15 protein-coding genes are annotated in these 15569 nt (G+C 41.8%); 9 read left to right on the forward strand and 6 right to left on the reverse strand.

What is annotated here, in order from left to right; translation table 11 throughout:
- The 4 genes from tatC (at position 1) to tatA (ending at position 4078) form a co-directional block, all read left to right on the forward strand.
- The gene (gene tatC, locus A3M5_RS22675; RefSeq protein ID WP_018393374.1) at positions 1-855 is read left to right on the forward strand and encodes a twin-arginine translocase subunit TatC; all 855 of its coding nucleotides are present in this window, start codon (positions 1-3) and stop codon (positions 853-855) included.
- Between the two features lie 458 nt (positions 856-1313).
- Complete coding sequence (locus A3M5_RS0108715; RefSeq protein ID WP_018393375.1) at positions 1314-2072, forward strand: gluconate 2-dehydrogenase subunit 3 family protein; 759 nt, start codon at positions 1314-1316, stop codon at positions 2070-2072.
- Between the two features lie 69 nt (positions 2073-2141).
- The gene (locus tag A3M5_RS0108720) at positions 2142-3854 is read left to right on the forward strand and encodes a GMC family oxidoreductase (protein WP_018393376.1); all 1713 of its coding nucleotides are present in this window, start codon (positions 2142-2144) and stop codon (positions 3852-3854) included.
- 17 nt (positions 3855-3871) lie between these two features.
- Positions 3872-4078, forward strand: a complete 207-nt coding sequence (gene tatA, locus A3M5_RS0108725; RefSeq protein ID WP_018393377.1) for a twin-arginine translocase TatA/TatE family subunit — start codon at positions 3872-3874, stop codon at positions 4076-4078.
- Positions 4079-4179: 101 nt separating this feature from the next.
- Here the strand turns inward: tatA and trhO are convergent, their stop codons facing one another.
- Complete coding sequence (trhO, locus tag A3M5_RS0108730; protein ID WP_018393378.1) at positions 4180-5136, reverse strand: oxygen-dependent tRNA uridine(34) hydroxylase TrhO; 957 nt, start codon at positions 5134-5136, stop codon at positions 4180-4182.
- A gap of 245 nt (positions 5137-5381) precedes the next feature.
- On the opposite strand from trhO, the gene A3M5_RS0108735 reads away from it, so the two are divergent.
- Together A3M5_RS0108735 and A3M5_RS0108740 are read left to right on the forward strand one after the other, a co-directional pair.
- The gene (locus tag A3M5_RS0108735) at positions 5382-6551 is read left to right on the forward strand and encodes an aminotransferase class I/II-fold pyridoxal phosphate-dependent enzyme (RefSeq protein ID WP_018393379.1); all 1170 of its coding nucleotides are present in this window, start codon (positions 5382-5384) and stop codon (positions 6549-6551) included.
- A gap of 16 nt (positions 6552-6567) precedes the next feature.
- Positions 6568-7926 (forward strand): TrkH family potassium uptake protein, encoded by a 1359-nt coding sequence (locus A3M5_RS0108740; RefSeq protein WP_018393380.1) that lies wholly within the window; start codon positions 6568-6570, stop codon positions 7924-7926.
- Between the two features lie 35 nt (positions 7927-7961).
- Here A3M5_RS0108740 and A3M5_RS0108745 read toward each other — a convergent pair whose 3' ends face one another.
- The 3 genes from A3M5_RS0108745 to bioB all read right to left on the reverse strand — a co-directional run bounded on the left by A3M5_RS0108745 (position 7962) and on the right by bioB (position 9779).
- Positions 7962-8312 carry a MaoC family dehydratase gene (locus A3M5_RS0108745; RefSeq protein ID WP_018393381.1) on the reverse strand — a complete coding sequence of 117 codons (351 nt, stop codon included), beginning with the start codon at positions 8310-8312 and terminating at the stop codon, positions 7962-7964.
- Positions 8305-8709 (reverse strand): MaoC family dehydratase, encoded by a 405-nt coding sequence (locus A3M5_RS22680; RefSeq protein ID WP_063975635.1) that lies wholly within the window; start codon positions 8707-8709, stop codon positions 8305-8307. The genes A3M5_RS0108745 and A3M5_RS22680 overlap by 8 nt, the downstream gene beginning before the upstream one ends.
- A 77-nt stretch (positions 8710-8786) precedes the next feature.
- On the reverse strand, positions 8787-9779 hold the full coding sequence (bioB, locus tag A3M5_RS0108755) for a biotin synthase BioB (protein WP_018393383.1): 993 nt from the start codon (positions 9777-9779) through the stop codon (positions 8787-8789).
- Positions 9780-9959: 180 nt separating this feature from the next.
- Here bioB and yidC point away from each other — a divergent pair, with 180 nt between their 5' ends.
- From yidC to A3M5_RS0108770, 3 genes are all read left to right on the forward strand, one after another.
- A complete protein-coding gene (yidC, locus tag A3M5_RS0108760; RefSeq protein WP_018393384.1) occupies positions 9960-10721 on the forward strand; it encodes a membrane protein insertase YidC in 762 nt (253 codons plus the stop codon).
- A gap of 180 nt (positions 10722-10901) precedes the next feature.
- Entirely contained in the window at positions 10902-11594 is a 693-nt protein-coding gene (locus tag A3M5_RS22685) for a 5-bromo-4-chloroindolyl phosphate hydrolysis family protein (RefSeq protein ID WP_018393385.1), read from the forward strand.
- The gene (locus A3M5_RS0108770; protein ID WP_018393386.1) at positions 11539-12720 is read left to right on the forward strand and encodes a toxic anion resistance protein; all 1182 of its coding nucleotides are present in this window, start codon (positions 11539-11541) and stop codon (positions 12718-12720) included. The genes A3M5_RS22685 and A3M5_RS0108770 overlap by 56 nt, the downstream gene beginning before the upstream one ends.
- A 45-nt stretch (positions 12721-12765) precedes the next feature.
- On the opposite strand, the gene A3M5_RS0108775 is transcribed toward A3M5_RS0108770, so the two are convergent.
- Both A3M5_RS0108775 and A3M5_RS0108780 read right to left on the reverse strand, forming a co-directional pair.
- A complete protein-coding gene (locus A3M5_RS0108775; RefSeq protein ID WP_018393387.1) occupies positions 12766-14649 on the reverse strand; it encodes a vWA domain-containing protein in 1884 nt (627 codons plus the stop codon).
- Between the two features lies 1 nt (position 14650).
- A complete protein-coding gene (locus A3M5_RS0108780) occupies positions 14651-15517 on the reverse strand; it encodes an ATP-binding protein (protein ID WP_082193961.1) in 867 nt (288 codons plus the stop codon).
- Positions 15518-15569 lie beyond the last annotated feature (52 nt).

A 15569-nucleotide genomic window follows, 5' to 3' on the forward strand; every position in this document is an offset into this window, starting at 1 on the left:
TTGGATCCATATGGAGATCATAATAGAAAAGTTTTAAGTCCGCTGGATAAAGTGTCAATGGAAGAAGTAGCAGTAAGCCAGGTTCAAGAGTCAGCCGTTACTGATCGTCCAAATGAGCTCTCAGAACTAGGCGCGTCTTTAGTGGAGCATCTAACCGATTTGCGGAAGCAATTAATCAAAAGCACGGTTGTCTTCCTGTTCTTTTTTATCATTGTCTTCTCTTCAATCAACTTTTGGTTCCCATATGTGACGAGAGGCCATGAACTTATTATTCTCGGACCACTTGAAGTCATTAAGTTTTATATGTCTATTTCCCTTGCATTATCATTGGGACTGTCGCTGCCATTTGTTAGCCATTTTTTATGGCAGTTCGTAAAACCGGGGCTAAACGAAAAAGAGAGCCGTTTTATCGGCTTCTATTCCCCCGCGATGCTTTTACTTTTCATAGCTGGTGTTGCATTTGGCTATTTTGTCGTGAATCCGCTCAGTTATCAATTTTTGATTTCAATGGGCTCGTTGAATTTTAATGTCATGGTATCGGCACAAGAATACATCCGTTTTTTGCTGATGTCGACTGTGCCGCTCGGGTTACTTTTCGAAATGCCGATTATTGCCCTATTTCTTGCAGCCATCGGGATTCTGACTGCTGAAACAATGCGAAAAGTTCGGAAATGGTCCTACTTGATCATCGCTGTTTTATCGGCCGCCATTACACCACCAGACTTTATCAGTCAACTTCTTGTTATGTTCCCTATGATTTTATTGTACGAGATCAGTATTTATATTGTCACGTTTATTGAACGTCGTCGTGCCAAATCAGAACATATACACATTCTTAACGAGACAAATGAATGATTGAATGAAAAAAGATTGATCAAAAACGGGTATCATTCCACTCGTTTTGATCAATCTTTTTTTTAAATAGCAGTTTCATACAACAACCAGATGTCTGCTTATTTAATAAATAGGCGTTTTTAATCTTCACGCTCTCTCCACTGAATTAAAAGGAACTCAGGTAAAAGCACCACGTTCTGCGGCAATACCTGGGCAGTCGAGCCAGCTATCCCCTATTTACCCTTCATCCATCGATTTCTCTCAATCCTGAACTGGGTGTTTTACTGCTTATTACTCTGCAATAATAGAGCTATTTTTACCTAAATATTTCTTTAAGAGTATAAACAATGGATTTAATGGAGAATTATATAGGGGTAGATCACGCCATACTGTTAGTCAGTCTAGCCAAACGGATGGAACTATAAGACTACGTGGCACTCTAAGATAAATTAGTAAATGTGAATTTTAGGAGGTTTATCATGCCGGATAATGAAAAAGGATTGTCAAGACGCGGCTTTCTAAAAACAACGGGAATTGCTGCCGGTGCACTTGTTGGCGGCGGTCTGATCGGCGGGCTTGTCGGCTACAACACGAAAGATAATAAGCAAATAAGTAACGTAATGACAAGTGGTGAGCAGCACGAAGCCCCAAGCAGCAGAGCGCGTATGTTCTTTACGAACGACAAGGACTTTATGATTTTATCAGCAGCGACGGAACGGATCTTTCCAAAGGATGACCTTGGTCCAGGCGCCATCGAGCTTGACGTGCCTTATTTTATCGATCACCAGCTGGCCGGAAACTACGGTAACAATTCGAAAGAGTATATGCAAGGACCGTTTAAAGCAGGACAGTCTACCCAAGGATACCAGAGCCGACTGACGCGTGCAGAAATTTTTCAGCAGGGAATTGCGAAAATAGAATCAGAATCGCAAAGTCGTTTTAAAAAAGGTTTTTCTGACTTAGAGAACAATCAGATGGATGAAATTTTAACAGCTTTCCAAAAAGATGAAGTGCCGATGACGGCTGTTTCCTCTGCCTTTTTCTTTAAGCTTCTTAGACAGGCCACTCTCGAAGGAGCATATGCGGATCCGTTGTACGGTGGAAACAATAATATGGATGGATGGCGCATGAAAAACTTCCCTGGTCATCAAGGTTCATATGCGCAAGTGATTGATAAAGAGGCGTTCCAAAAAATCGAACCGAAATCACTGTCCAGTATGCAGAATATGCAGCATTAAAAATAAACAGCAGCCCTTTTTTATATGAATGACCAATGAATCATTACGTTTTTTAGTAGGAGGAGAAGAATGGCCAAAACATTGGAGAAAGTAGATGTTGTCACAGTAGGTGTCGGTTGGACAGGTGGTATTATTGCGGCTGAATGTGCAAAAGCAGGGTTAAAAGTAATCGGGCTTGAACGAGGTAAAGAACGCAGTACTGCCGACTTCGCACAAGTTCATGATGAATTCCGCTACGCCATCCGCTATGAACTCATGCAAGATTTATCAAAAGAAACGATTACATTTCGTAACAACCGAAAACAAGAAGCACTTCCGATGCGGCAGATGGGCTCCTTTTTGCTCGGTGAAAATTTAGGTGGATCAGGTACACACTGGAATGGACACACATGGCGTTTCCTGCCTTATGATTTTGAAATTAAGTCAATAACCGATAAAAAGTATGGGAAAAATAAATTATCAGCCGATTATTTGTTGCAGGACTGGGGCATTACGTATGACGAACTGGAGCCTTATTTCGATAAATTCGAAAAAACGGCCGGTATTTCAGGAGATGGGAAAAACCCTTTCCAAGGAAAGCGTTCAGATAAGTACCCAACACCTGCGATGAAAAAAACGCCCCTCCTTCAAAAATTTGAAAAAGCAACGACTGATTTAGGCTACTCGCCATTTATGCTGCCATCTGCGAACCTTTCTGAACCGTATAAAAATCCGGACGGCGAACAGATTAATGCGTGCCAGTATTGCGGTTTTTGTGAGCGGTTTGGATGTGAATATGGTGCAAAGACTTCTGCGGAAATAACGGTCGTACCGACGGCAAGAAAAACAGGCAATTTTGATATTCGCTTTCATGCCAATGTTGTCGAGATCTTAAAAGAAGGCAATAAAGTGACAGGCGTCAAATATGTCGACCGAGTGTCAGGTGAAGAATTTATCCAGCCGGCAGAAGTCGTTGTGTTGACGAGTTATGTTATGAACAATGCGAAGCTGTTAATGGTGTCAAAAATCGGTGAACAGTATGATCCGGCAACCGGACGCGGCACACTTGGGAAAAACTATTGTTATCAAATCCTTCCGGGAGCGACCGGATTTTTCGATGAACAGATGAATGTATTCATGGGTGCGGGATCACTCGGTATGAGTATCGACGACTGGAATGGCGACAACTTCGATCATAGCGATGTAGATTTCATCCACGGCGCGAGTATTTCGATGACTCAGACAGGTGCACGGCCTATTCAAGTGAATCCTGTTCCGCCAGATACCCCAACGTGGGGATCAGATTTCAAAAAAGCATCCATTCACAACTATACACGGATGCTAAGTGTGGGTGGGCAGGGCGCATCGATGCCGTATAAAGAAAATTATATGTCTCTTGACAGTACCTATAAAGATGCATACGGTGTTCCTTTATTGCAGCTGACGTATAACTTTACGGAGCAGGATCGGGCATTGCATACGTATCTTACAAAAAAATCCGAAGAAATCATGAAAAAGATGGGCGCAAAAATCGTCGTACCAGGTAGTCCATTGACAGATTATGATATTGTTCCTTACCAGACGACACATAATACCGGTGGAACAATTATGGGAACAAACCCTGAAAACAGTGTGGTGAACACGTATCTTCAGCACTGGGACGCGGAGAATCTTTTCGCTGTCGGAGCAGGAAACTTTGCCCATAACGGCGGCTACAATCCGACAGGCACAGTTGGTGCACTCGCCTACCGCTGTGCGGAAGGTATCATTAAATACAGTAAAAACGGCGGGTCGCTCGTTTAAAAAGGAGGTGAACTAAAATGGGGCTTTCTGGAATCGGAGTACCTGGGTTAATTGTTATTCTTGTGATTGTCTTAATTCTTTTTGGTCCGAAAAAATTGCCAGAAATCGGTGGAGCCGTTGGAAAAACATTATCAGAATTTAAAAAATCAACAAAAGGCATTATAGATGACGAAGAGGAACCGAAAAAGGAAAAGATAAAAATTCTTAACGATACAAACGAATGATTGAATGAAAAAAAGATTGATCAAAAACGAGTATCTTTCCCTCGTTTTGATCAATCTTTTTTTAAAAGCAGCTTCATAAAAAAACCTGATGTCTACTTGTTTTATGAAACAGGTGCTTTTAATCTTTCCGCTACCTCTTCATCCGTCAGTCCATGTTCAGCGATATAACGATTTCGAGGATGTGTCCGGCATTCGCTCGAACAGCTTCTCATATAGAGATGTTCATTTTCTTCTGAGCAAAGGATTTGCTTGTTGCATTCTGGATTCGCACAATTTACATAGCGTTCACACGGTTCATTTGTAAAGTAATCTCTTCCAACGATCACATGCTCCACCTGATTGATCGGCACACCGATTCGCTCATCAAATACGTAGCACTGTCCGTCCCACAACTGGCCCTTTACTTCCGGATCTTTTCCGTATGTGACAATTCCGCCGTGAAGCTGTGCGACATCTTCAAAGCCTTCTTTTAACAACCATCCTGAAAATTTTTCGCAGCGGATGCCACCTGTGCAATACGTTAAGATTTTTTTATCTGCAAACTGTTCTTTATTTTGACGGATCCATTCGGGTAAATCACGGAATGTTTCAATATCTGGCTTAATTGCACCTCTGAAATGACCTAATTCATACTCATAGTCATTTCTGGCATCGATGACGACTGTATCTTCCGACTGCATTTGTTCAAAAAAGGTTTTAGGATCAAGATGCTTCCCTGTCGTTTGTCTCGGGTTAATGTCATCCTCCAGCCGCAGCGTCACTAATTCTTTGCGGGGACGGACGTGCATTTTTTTAAACGCATGCTCATCCGCTTCATCTATTTTAAACTCCATGTCTTCAAAGCGAGAATCGCTCTTCATTGCTTTTATATAGGCATCTGTCTGCTCAATTGTTCCAGAAACAGTTCCATTGATCCCTTCCTGTGCAACTAAAATACGCCCCTTTAATCCGAGTTCTTTGCAAAAGCTTAAATGCTCTTGTGCAAACTCTTCGGGATTATCAATTGTGACATAATTATAGTAGAGCAACACTCTGTATTCTTTTTTTTCCAAAATCATTTTCCCACCTTTATTTATTTCACTTGAAAGATCACATATCATCCGTGCTCTTTTTCATTGAGCATATATGTTCATTTTATCATAACTTTACACGTTGTTAATACGATTTGTCTTGCTTTGCGATAGAAGTTCTTGACAACTTTGTATACGGCACTTTTTACTGATTTAGAATGAGCGGTTTTCCTGCTTCAAATATGATAAAATAGTGCCTATGCATACATATTGACACATAAGGAGTGCTCCTTTTGATTATTGAACCTTCTATCAAAATGGCATCGTTTCAGCCATCGATTTTCAGCGATTTAAAGAATTATACAGAGATAAAAAAGCGAGAAGGCGTTGATTTAATTGATCTCAGCTTAGGCAGCCCAGATTTACCGCCCGATGAAAAAATCAGAAATGTTCTTGCCAAAAAAAGCGCAGCGATTTCTTCGTACGGATACACGCTCGGTGGGACGAAACGCTTTCATGAATCAGTCGCTAATTATTACAACCGCCGATCCGGCGTTAAACTAAATCCAGAAACAGATATTGTGCAGACAATGGGGTCTCAGGAAGGACTTGTGCATTTGCCGCTGGCGTTTTGTAATCTAGGCGATATCGTTCTAACTACAAACCCCGCCTATGTTGCCTATGAGTCGGGCATTACACTTGCCGGTGCAGTTCCTTATTATATGCCGTTATTAGAAGAAAACGGATTTTTACCTGATATTTCGATCGTTCCAGAAGACATTCTTAAAAAGGCAAAGCTTATGATTATAAATTTACCAGGTAATCCTGTTCCAGCTATGCCGAATCAAGCTTTTTTTGAACAGATCATCGCGGTCGCCCGTCGATATCATATTGCTGTGCTGCATGATGCGGCATATTCGGAATTTTATTTTACCGGTACAAAACCATTTAGCTTTTTATCCGTTCCAGGTGCAATGGACGTTGGAATGGAAATTAATTCTTTGTCTAAAAGCTTTAGTCTTGCCGGTGCGCGCATTGCCTATATTGTCGGCAATCCGGACATGATTGCAGTATTAAAACAGTTAAAAACTAATCTTGATTATGGTGTATTCGCGCCTATTCAGGAAGCGGCCGCAACGGCACTCGATCATGCAGAAGAGATAACAAACCGGCTCCGTGCTGAGTTTACAGCGCGCCGTGACGTACTTGTCAATGGATTACATGAGATCGGCTGGAGCGTATCAAAACCCGATGGTGGTATGTTCTTATGGGCGAAAATCCCCTATGGTACCGATGACCGAGCCTTCGTTTTTGATGTAATCGACCGGTCAGGTGTCGTGATGATTCCGGGCAGCACATTCGGAACGGGCGGCATTGGATATGTCCGCATTGCACTCGTTCAGCCGGTATCTGTTTTAGAGAAGGCTGTCCATCAATTAAAAAAAGTGATCAAACAAACATGATCTGTGGAGTAAAATCATGATAATAAAAATGAAAACAAAAAAGGCACTCAAGCTTTCCCCATTCCAACTTATTGTTCTTCTCTATTTAACCGGCGCGATTTTTTCAAGTATTTTGCTGCTGTTGCCAGTCGCACATAAACCGGGTGTCGACATTACGTTTGTCAATGCCGTTTTCGTTGCCGTCAGCGCACTGAGCGTTACTGGATTATCACCGGTCAGCGTGGCCGATACGTTTAGTACGACTGGTTATTTTTTCATCATGCTCATTTTGCAAGTCGGCGGCGTTGGCATTATGACATTCAGCTCGATGATATGGATTTTATTTGGAAAACGAATCGGCATACGGGAGCGGCAGCTCATTATGGCTGACCAAAACCGGATTGACTTAAACGGCCTAGTGAAATTAATGAGGGAGATCTTTTTGCTCATTTTAACGATTGAAGTGATCGGTGCGATCATTCTTGGCATTTATTTCACACAATATTATCCGACATTGTCTGAATCCTTTTTACATGGACTATTTGGATCAATCAGTGCTACGACAAATGGCGGGTTCGATATTACGGGTGCGTCACTCATTCCATTTGCAAATGATTATTTCGTTCAGTTTGTCAATGCCATTTTAATTGTTCTTGGAGCGATCGGCTTCCCTGTATTAATTGAAATAAAAGACTTTATCACATACCGTAGTCCACGTAAATATCAATTTAGTTTATTTTTAAAAATAACGGTAACGATGCACTCGATTTTAGTCATCATTGGGACGGCAGGCATCTTTTTCTTTGAACGCCGTCATTTTTTCCTCGATAAAATGTGGCATGAATCGTTCTTTTATGCTTCGTTTCAATCGATTGCGTCACGAAGCGGCGGATTGACTACGTTGGATTTAAATGAATTTTCATCGCCAACGCTCATTTTATTGTCCGTTTTAATGTTTATCGGTGCCTCCCCTTCAAGTGTCGGCGGCGGGCTTCGAACGACGACAGTGGCGATTGCCGTACTTAGTGTGTTTACATTTGCGCGCGGGAAAAATACGATTAAAATCTTCAATCGCGAAGTTCATCCAATCGATGTTCACCGTTCATTCGTTGTTGTGGTTATGGGAACGTTTATATGGGGCTTATCCATTATGTTTATGTCTTACTTAGAACCTGACATTTCACTGCTGCCGCTTCTTTATGAAGTGTCATCTGCTTTTGGAACGACCGGATCTTCTCTTGGCATTACCAGCCATTTAGACACACCTGCTAAAATCATTTTAATTGTGCTCATGTTTATCGGCCGTATCGGATTGTTTTCACTTCTTTTCCTTATTCGCGGAAAAGAAATAAAAGAATCCTACCATTATCCGAAAGAACGCATTTTAATTGGATAACAAAAAGCCGTCATCACTGACGGCTTTTCCTCATTTTAACCTACAATAAAAGTGCCTTTCATTTTCACTTCACCCGCTGCATTTTCAACAGTCAATCCGCCTTTTCTTAATTTCTCATCGACCCAACTCCCTTTAAAAACAAGCGGCTCATCCGGATAAGTCATCGATAAAAAACGGGCGTCGTATGTGGCTAATGAAGATATACCCCATTCGCTTAAAGCACGGCTCCCAAGGGCCATAACAAGCATTCCATGAGCAATACACTCTGGTAAACCGGCTTTTTTAGCGGCTTCAGGATCGGTATGAATTGGATTAAAGTCACCTGAAGCGACTGCATATTTTTTTATTTGTTCACGTGTAATCGTCATATATATAGGGTTAAACATGTGTTGCTCCTTTCTGCTCAATAATCGTCGATCGGGAAATGATCACTGTTTCGCCGTCCCGCTTGTATTCCGTTTCAAGCTTCGCAAATGTCATACCTCTTTTCGTCGTTTTCCCGATTAAAAAAACGACCGCTTCAATGCTGTCACCTATGTATATCGGTTTTTTGTATTCGTATTGCTGACTGCCATGCAGTACACAGGACGGATCAAATGTAAGCAAATCTGTCAACTTTTCAAATGACATGCCCCCTTGAAAATCGATGACCGTCGCATATGTCGGTGGAATCTCACTATTGGAATCGTTTAGATGAATCGCTTCTTTAAATGCCTGCACTTGCTTTTCTTCAATCCTGTGTGTGTAGCGATAGAGCTCCGTCTTTTCCTTCGTCATCTTCATTCTCCATTCTCTTTTTAAAATGGTACCATAAAAAACGCAGAAGTGATCCCAGCAGAGGGATCACTTCTATTATCCTATCACACAGGTGTCTGTTCTTGTGCCGTTTCAACAACAAAGCCCATTTCTTCGATCATTTTATGGTCAGCCGTTGTCGATTGTCCTTCTGTTGTCAAATAATTGCCGAGAAAAATCGAGTTGGCTGCATATAAACCGAGCGGCTGCAACGAACGTAAATTCACTTCGCGCCCGCCAGAAATACGAATTTCTTTAGATGGATTAATAAAACGGAATAAAGCGAGCACTTTTAAACAATACGCAGGTGTTAACGGTGCTGCATTTTCAAGAATTGTGCCTGGAATCGCATGCAAAAAATTGACTGGAATCGAATCCGCATCGAGCGCGCGCAAACTTTTTGCCATCGTCACGACGTCTTCCTTTGTTTCTCCCATGCCGATAATGACACCGGAACATGGAGACATACCGCTCTCTTTCACATATTCGACTGTTTCTGTCCGATCATCATATGTATGAGTCGTGGTGATCGCCGCATGATGATCTTTTGATGTATTAATATTATGATTGTACCGGTCTACTCCTGCTGCTTTTAGCTGATTTGCCTGATCTGGCTTTAACAGCCCTAAACATGCACAAATACGCATCGGGTATTTTTCTTTTATTTCTTCCACTGCACCAACAACCGTTTCGATTTCTTTTTTCGATGGTCCGCGTCCGCTCGCAACAATGCAATAAGTGCCAGCACCAAGTGAATAGGCTTTTTCAGCGGCTGAGACAATCTGCTCTTTTTCCATCATCCGATACTTTTCAATTGGCGCACTTGAACGGACCGATTGCGAACAATAGCCGCAGTCTTCTGGGCAAAGTCCCGATTTCGTATTGATGATCATGTTTAGCTTCACTTTGTTCCCATAGTAATGACGGCGAATTTTATATGCACCATCCAATAGAAGCAATAATTCTTCATCTGGGCACTTTAAAATTGACATCGCTTCCTCATTTGAACATTCACCCCCAGTTAACACCTTTTCCGCCAAACTACTCCATTTCGACATCTTCCTCACTCCTTTTCTTCTACTGCCAGATTAAAGGAAAAGAATCTTTATTGTCAACCAAAATATAAATTAAGTTAACAATAATCGTTTTGCTAGTTCATTGTTTTCATTGATAAAATAGAGTATACTTTTTTTGTCTAAAGCAACTTGCCTGATTTCAGGCGCAGGAGGAAAATCAATTTGAAAAAACAATTATTACTCGCGCTCACTTTATTATCAGCTATCGTGTTATCGGGCTGTCAAAGTGCGCAGACGGAAGGTCATTTTTTTCATGACTATTTAGTCAATCCATTCGTCAAACTCATTCACGCCCTTGGCGAAATGCTCGGCAGTTACGGTTTAGCTATTATTGTGATTACGATTATCGTTCGATTGATTTTAATGCCGCTCATGCTAAATTCAATGAAAAAGCAAGCGGTGATGCGTCAAAAAATGGAAGTCGTAAAACCGAAAATGACAGCCATTCAAGACCGCTTGAAAGCAGAAAAAAATCCGGAAGAACAGCGTAAAATTCAAATGGAAATGATGGGGCTGTACAAAGAGCACGATATTAACCCGATGGCGATGGGGTGCTTGCCTATGCTTCTTCAAACACCTATCTGGATGGGGCTGTATTATGGCATTACTATTTCACCAGATATTCGATCTCATGAATTTTTATGGTTCCGCCTCGGAAATCCGGATATTGCGATGGCCATTATTGCTGGAATTATATATTATGTTCAATTTAGAGTTTCCATGCAGACAATGCCTGCTGAACAGCAGCAACAAATGAAATTCATCGGTTTGCTATCGCCAGTCATGATTTTAATTTTTTCCGTTTCCGCTCCCGCCGCATTGCCTATTTACTGGGCGGTTAGTGGATTAATTTTAATCTTCCAATCATGGCTCGGACGTAAATATTACCAAACACACCCACCCGTTGAAAATGCAACAAAGTAACGACCTGGGATGCCTTGCGTAATCAAGGCGTCTTTTTGTTGTATAAAAACCTATTTTTTTGTACAGTAAATGAAAGTACTTTTTTCATAGAAAAAGTGAAACTATTTGTTCCAAATAACCGTATAGAATAGATAGAAACGCTCACACTAGAGCGAAATGAACATATGGAGTGGATGTACGATGCGGTATTCTTTTTATTGGTTCCGGCGTTCGCTTGCTTCTCTTATTGCTGCACTGCTCGCAGCAAGTCCGTTTGACGGATTTTTAGCATACGGCGCGTTTGCCCTTTCGTTTGCCATTGTATTCGTGTTGTACACGAACCTGAGCAATATGCGGATCCAGAAAAAATACGGATTAAATCGGAAAGAATATTATTATATACGGGATCAATTGCAAGATGCGAAATTGAAGCTTTCTAGGCTGCAGCATTTATTTTTAAAAGTGCGCAGTTTAAGCTCACTCCGGCAAATGATTGAATTAAACAGCCTCGTCAAGCGTATTTATTCAGTCGTCAAAAAAGAGCCGAAACGCTTTTATGAAATTGAGTCATTCTTTTATTCACATCTTGATTCAGTCGTCGAATTAGCAGAAAAATCAGCTCTTTTATCAAGCAAAAAAGTAAAAGGACTGGACTTAAAACAATCATTGATTGAAACGAAAGAAACATTAGGTGATTTATCTAAAACGCTTGAAGGAGACCTTAGACAGGTACTCGCCCGTGATATTGAACATTTGACCATTGAACTTGATGTTGCTCAAAGAAGAGTAAAAAAACAAGAAACTCCATTTGAACAAGATAAGGAAGGAGCACCTGAAAATGAACAACGAATTTCAACCACAACCGGCACCCGCTATGGACGCAAAAAAAGATGATTTATTAGATGATTTACTAGCCGATCCGTTCGGTGATATGATTGCAGCACCGGAAACAACTGCGACGCCGTCTGCACAATCAAAACGGCTTGTTGACGTAATTCCTGCTGAACACCGGCAAAAAGCAGAGCAGCTTGCGGCTCAAATTGATGTCGGCAACCAGCAAGCCGTCTTTTCATTCGGAACAGCCGCTCAAACGAAACTATCTGATTTCTCTCATCACATGCTCGATCACGTACAGCGGAAAGATATCGGCCCAATCGGCGATATTTTAAATGAACTCATGAAAAACTTAAAAAATGTTGATCCGGATGAACTGCGTGACGAAAAGAAAAATATTTTTTCTCGCATGTTCGGTAAAGTATCTGATTCCGTACAAGAAGTGATGACACGCTATCAGAAAGTTGGCTCACAAATTGACCGGATTGGTGTGAAATTAGAACATTCAAAACGTGGACTTGTTGAGGATATACGCATGCTTGAGCAATTATATGATAAAAATAAAGAATATTTTCAAGCACTTAATATATATATCGCGGCCGGCGAGTTAAAGCTCGAAGAAATTGAAACAAAAACGATACCCGAGCTTCGACAAAAAGCGGAGCGGACCGGTGATCAAATGGATTTTCAAGATGTAAACGATATGATTCAATTTGCTGATCGTCTTGAAAAACGGCTCCATGATTTAAAATTAAGCCGCCAGATTACGATTCAAAGCGCACCGCAAATTCGTCTCATTCAAAATACGAACCAGGCGCTCGCGGAAAAAATTCAGTCATCGATCTTGACTGCCGTGCCACTCTGGAAAAACCAAATCGCTATTGCATTGACGCTCGTCCGCCAGCAAAAGGCCGTTGAAGCGCAAAAACAAGTGTCAAAAACGACAAATGAACTGCTTCTGAAAAACTCAGAAATGCTCAAAGTGAACTCCATTGAAACCGCGAAAGAAAATGAACGTGGATTCGTTGACATCGAAACATTGAAAAAAACGCAGGATAATTTAATTACAACGCTCGAAGAAACGATCCGCATTCAGCAGGACGGCCGGGCGAAACGAAAAGCAGCGGAAGAAGAATTGATCGTCATGGAAGACGATTTAAAACAGCGCCTGCTTCGGTTGAAATAATAGAGAAGCCGTTCCAGAATTTTTCCTGGAACGGCTTCTTTCATGCTAAATGCTTTCAAACAGTAATTTTTTCAAAATAGGTGTTAAGACAGCGGGTAGTTCTGACACATCAGGTACTATGATCGAGCCGTTTCCATAAATTGTTTTCATCGTTTGCTGACGAGCTTCGTCCAACGCTTCGTCACCGATAAATAAATTAAAAACGGTCAGTCCTTTTTTTCGGGCAAGCAAAACAGCTTCATGTGTGTCAAGCACACCATTTTTATCATAATCGGCAGCGGATGGCTCTCCATCGGAAAAGACGATTAAAAACTTCCGCTGTTCACTGCGGCGCTCCATTTTTTCAATCGCGATCCGCAATGCAAAGCCATCCCGGTTGTCTTCTTCCGATCGAAGTTGACATATTTGTGGACCTGATTCTGATTGATAGGAACGTTCAAATGGAACCACCGTTAAAAAATAATTCGGTTTCACAGCAGCAGACAATGTTGCTGTGTCTTCCCAAAAACCCGTGATTTCATGTGGAACGCGAAGTGATTTTAATGTCTCATGAAAGAGTACCGTACTTTTTTTCACTTCGTCCATTTTGTCATACATAGAAGCAGAACTGTCAATCAACAAGAAAAAAGCGGCGTCAATCTCACGTGACGGCTCCTGTTTTTTATAAAAAAGCCGCGGATTATTGTCTGTATAAAAGCGAATTAAATGGCGGTCAAGACGCCCTGTCAATAAATTTGTACGTGGGCTTGTTTTTTTCTTTTCAATCGATTTTTCAATCATCCGTTTTAACTTACGAACAGCCGGTGCTGTCTCTTCTTTTAACAGTCGGTACTGTTCGCGCTCTTCATAAGATGGGACGCGTGGAGATTCGAAAAGCGCCTTTGCTCCTTTATTCTCTTTTCCGTACCGGGTATCGTCAGACTGTTCCGCTGCCGCACGGCGTTCCACTAGTAATCGGTTGTACTGTTCACGTGATGCTTTTTTAGACTGTCCTTGCACGGATGCAAGCGCTGCGTCCCCTTCATCGCCTTCACGCACCATATTCCCCATCATCGGCGTTTTTGCGCCCTGTTCTAGATCAAACTGCATAAACGTGCCGCGCGTCTCTTCCGATTCACGGTGCCACGTTGAAAATGGTTCATCAAACTGCTCATTTTCTTTTTCATCTTGCTTATCATCATTTGCAAGCGGGTCACGCCGTCTACCTGGATCAACAGCGGTATCTGACTCTTCTTGTTGATATTCCGGCAAGTGGCTGTATTCATTTACCATATCACGTACATCTAGATCATTTATTACGTCTGAAATATCGGTGACAAGACGAATGACATCGGCAGTTGACTGCGCGTCAAACAATAAGCGAGCTGTCCGATCGATAAACGGAATCGCGCCATCAATGATTGGGCTGATCTGCGGCCATTCAAAGGGAGAATCCGCCTGCCAAAGCAAATAGAGCGCATTATATACCGCATCTGTATAAAAGCCTTTAGCTATATTAACGGTCAGTTGCCCATTATGATAGCGCCTCATGACGCTCTTCCGCGTCTCAAACGCCCTTTTCGTTCCAGGCCTTGATTGAACGCAGAGCGGTTCGATCCGTACATCTTCTGCGAGTGCGAACAACTGGCGGGCAAAAGATGATTGTTTTTTTTCTATAAAAGGCTGTATGTCTTCTGCATTTGTAAACGACTTCGTTCCGAGCGCACGTAAATAGACGTCTGACTTCATACCATCTATCTCTTCCTGTTTAACGCGATGCTGCCAAAAATGGCTCACGTACAAAATGGCCGGCTCATATTGTAGATACGCAAGCGGGCCGAACTCCACTTTCATATTTGTGTCATTTGCTATGGCTGCAGCAAGATCCGACAGTTCCATCCAGAAGGCCGAATTGACCGTTTCATCGTTAAATTGAATAAACCGCTCCACGTTATGCGAACCACGTTTCCGCTACGTTTCTAACAGCTGCCTGTTCTCGCTCATCATCAAGCTTCCCGGCAATCGCACTTTCGATGGCACGCATCGGTGGAATATACAGCGCAAGATCACATGCATCTACCAGCGCACGGATAGATGACGCTTCTTCCGGCAGACGGCCGCTCTCAACAAGCTTTGTTAAATCAGCAGACAGTGACACAAATTGCTGGATCAAGCGCTCGTCCTGCAAAATGGATTCCTGCTTTAATACGCTGAATAATGCATCACCAGAAATATACGGAATCTTAAATGTCACAAATCGGTTTTTAAGTGCTTCATTAAGAGGCGCCGTTCCAGCATAGCCTTCATTGACAGCTGCAATCACACTAAATGTCGGTTTGGCTTTAACGACTTCTCCTGTAAACGGATTCGTAATTTGACGGCGGTAATCAAGAACGCCATTTAAAATCGGCAATGTTTCCGGTTTTGCCATATTAATTTCATCTATATATAATAAATGTCCTTTTTTCATCGCTTGAATAACCGGCCCTTCCACAAAATCAATACGGCTTTTCCCATTAATTTCTATAATCGTTTTAAAGCCGAGCATCGCTTCTGCATCGAGATCAACAGAACAGTTAATACTGTGAACAGGCTGGCCAAAATAAGCAGCAAGTGATTCTGACAGTTTTGTCTTACCAGAACCTGTTGGCCCTTTTAATAAAATATTTTTACAGAGTGCCAATGTAATGACCGTGTCGGTTAACAAATGTGCATCTTGCGCTACATATTGATTCGTCGCATTGTCTGTAAGATCTTGCTGAAATTGCTGCTTCCGTTCTTTTATGATTTGTTCAATTTTTTCTGGTAATGTTGAAATATACACAATATTCGTCCTTTCCAATGTCGTTGCACGAGTATCATCATACACT

This window comes from Bacillus sp. 37MA, from assembly GCF_000372765.1.
Taxonomy (GTDB): domain Bacteria; phylum Bacillota; class Bacilli; order Bacillales; family Domibacillaceae; genus Domibacillus; species Domibacillus aminovorans.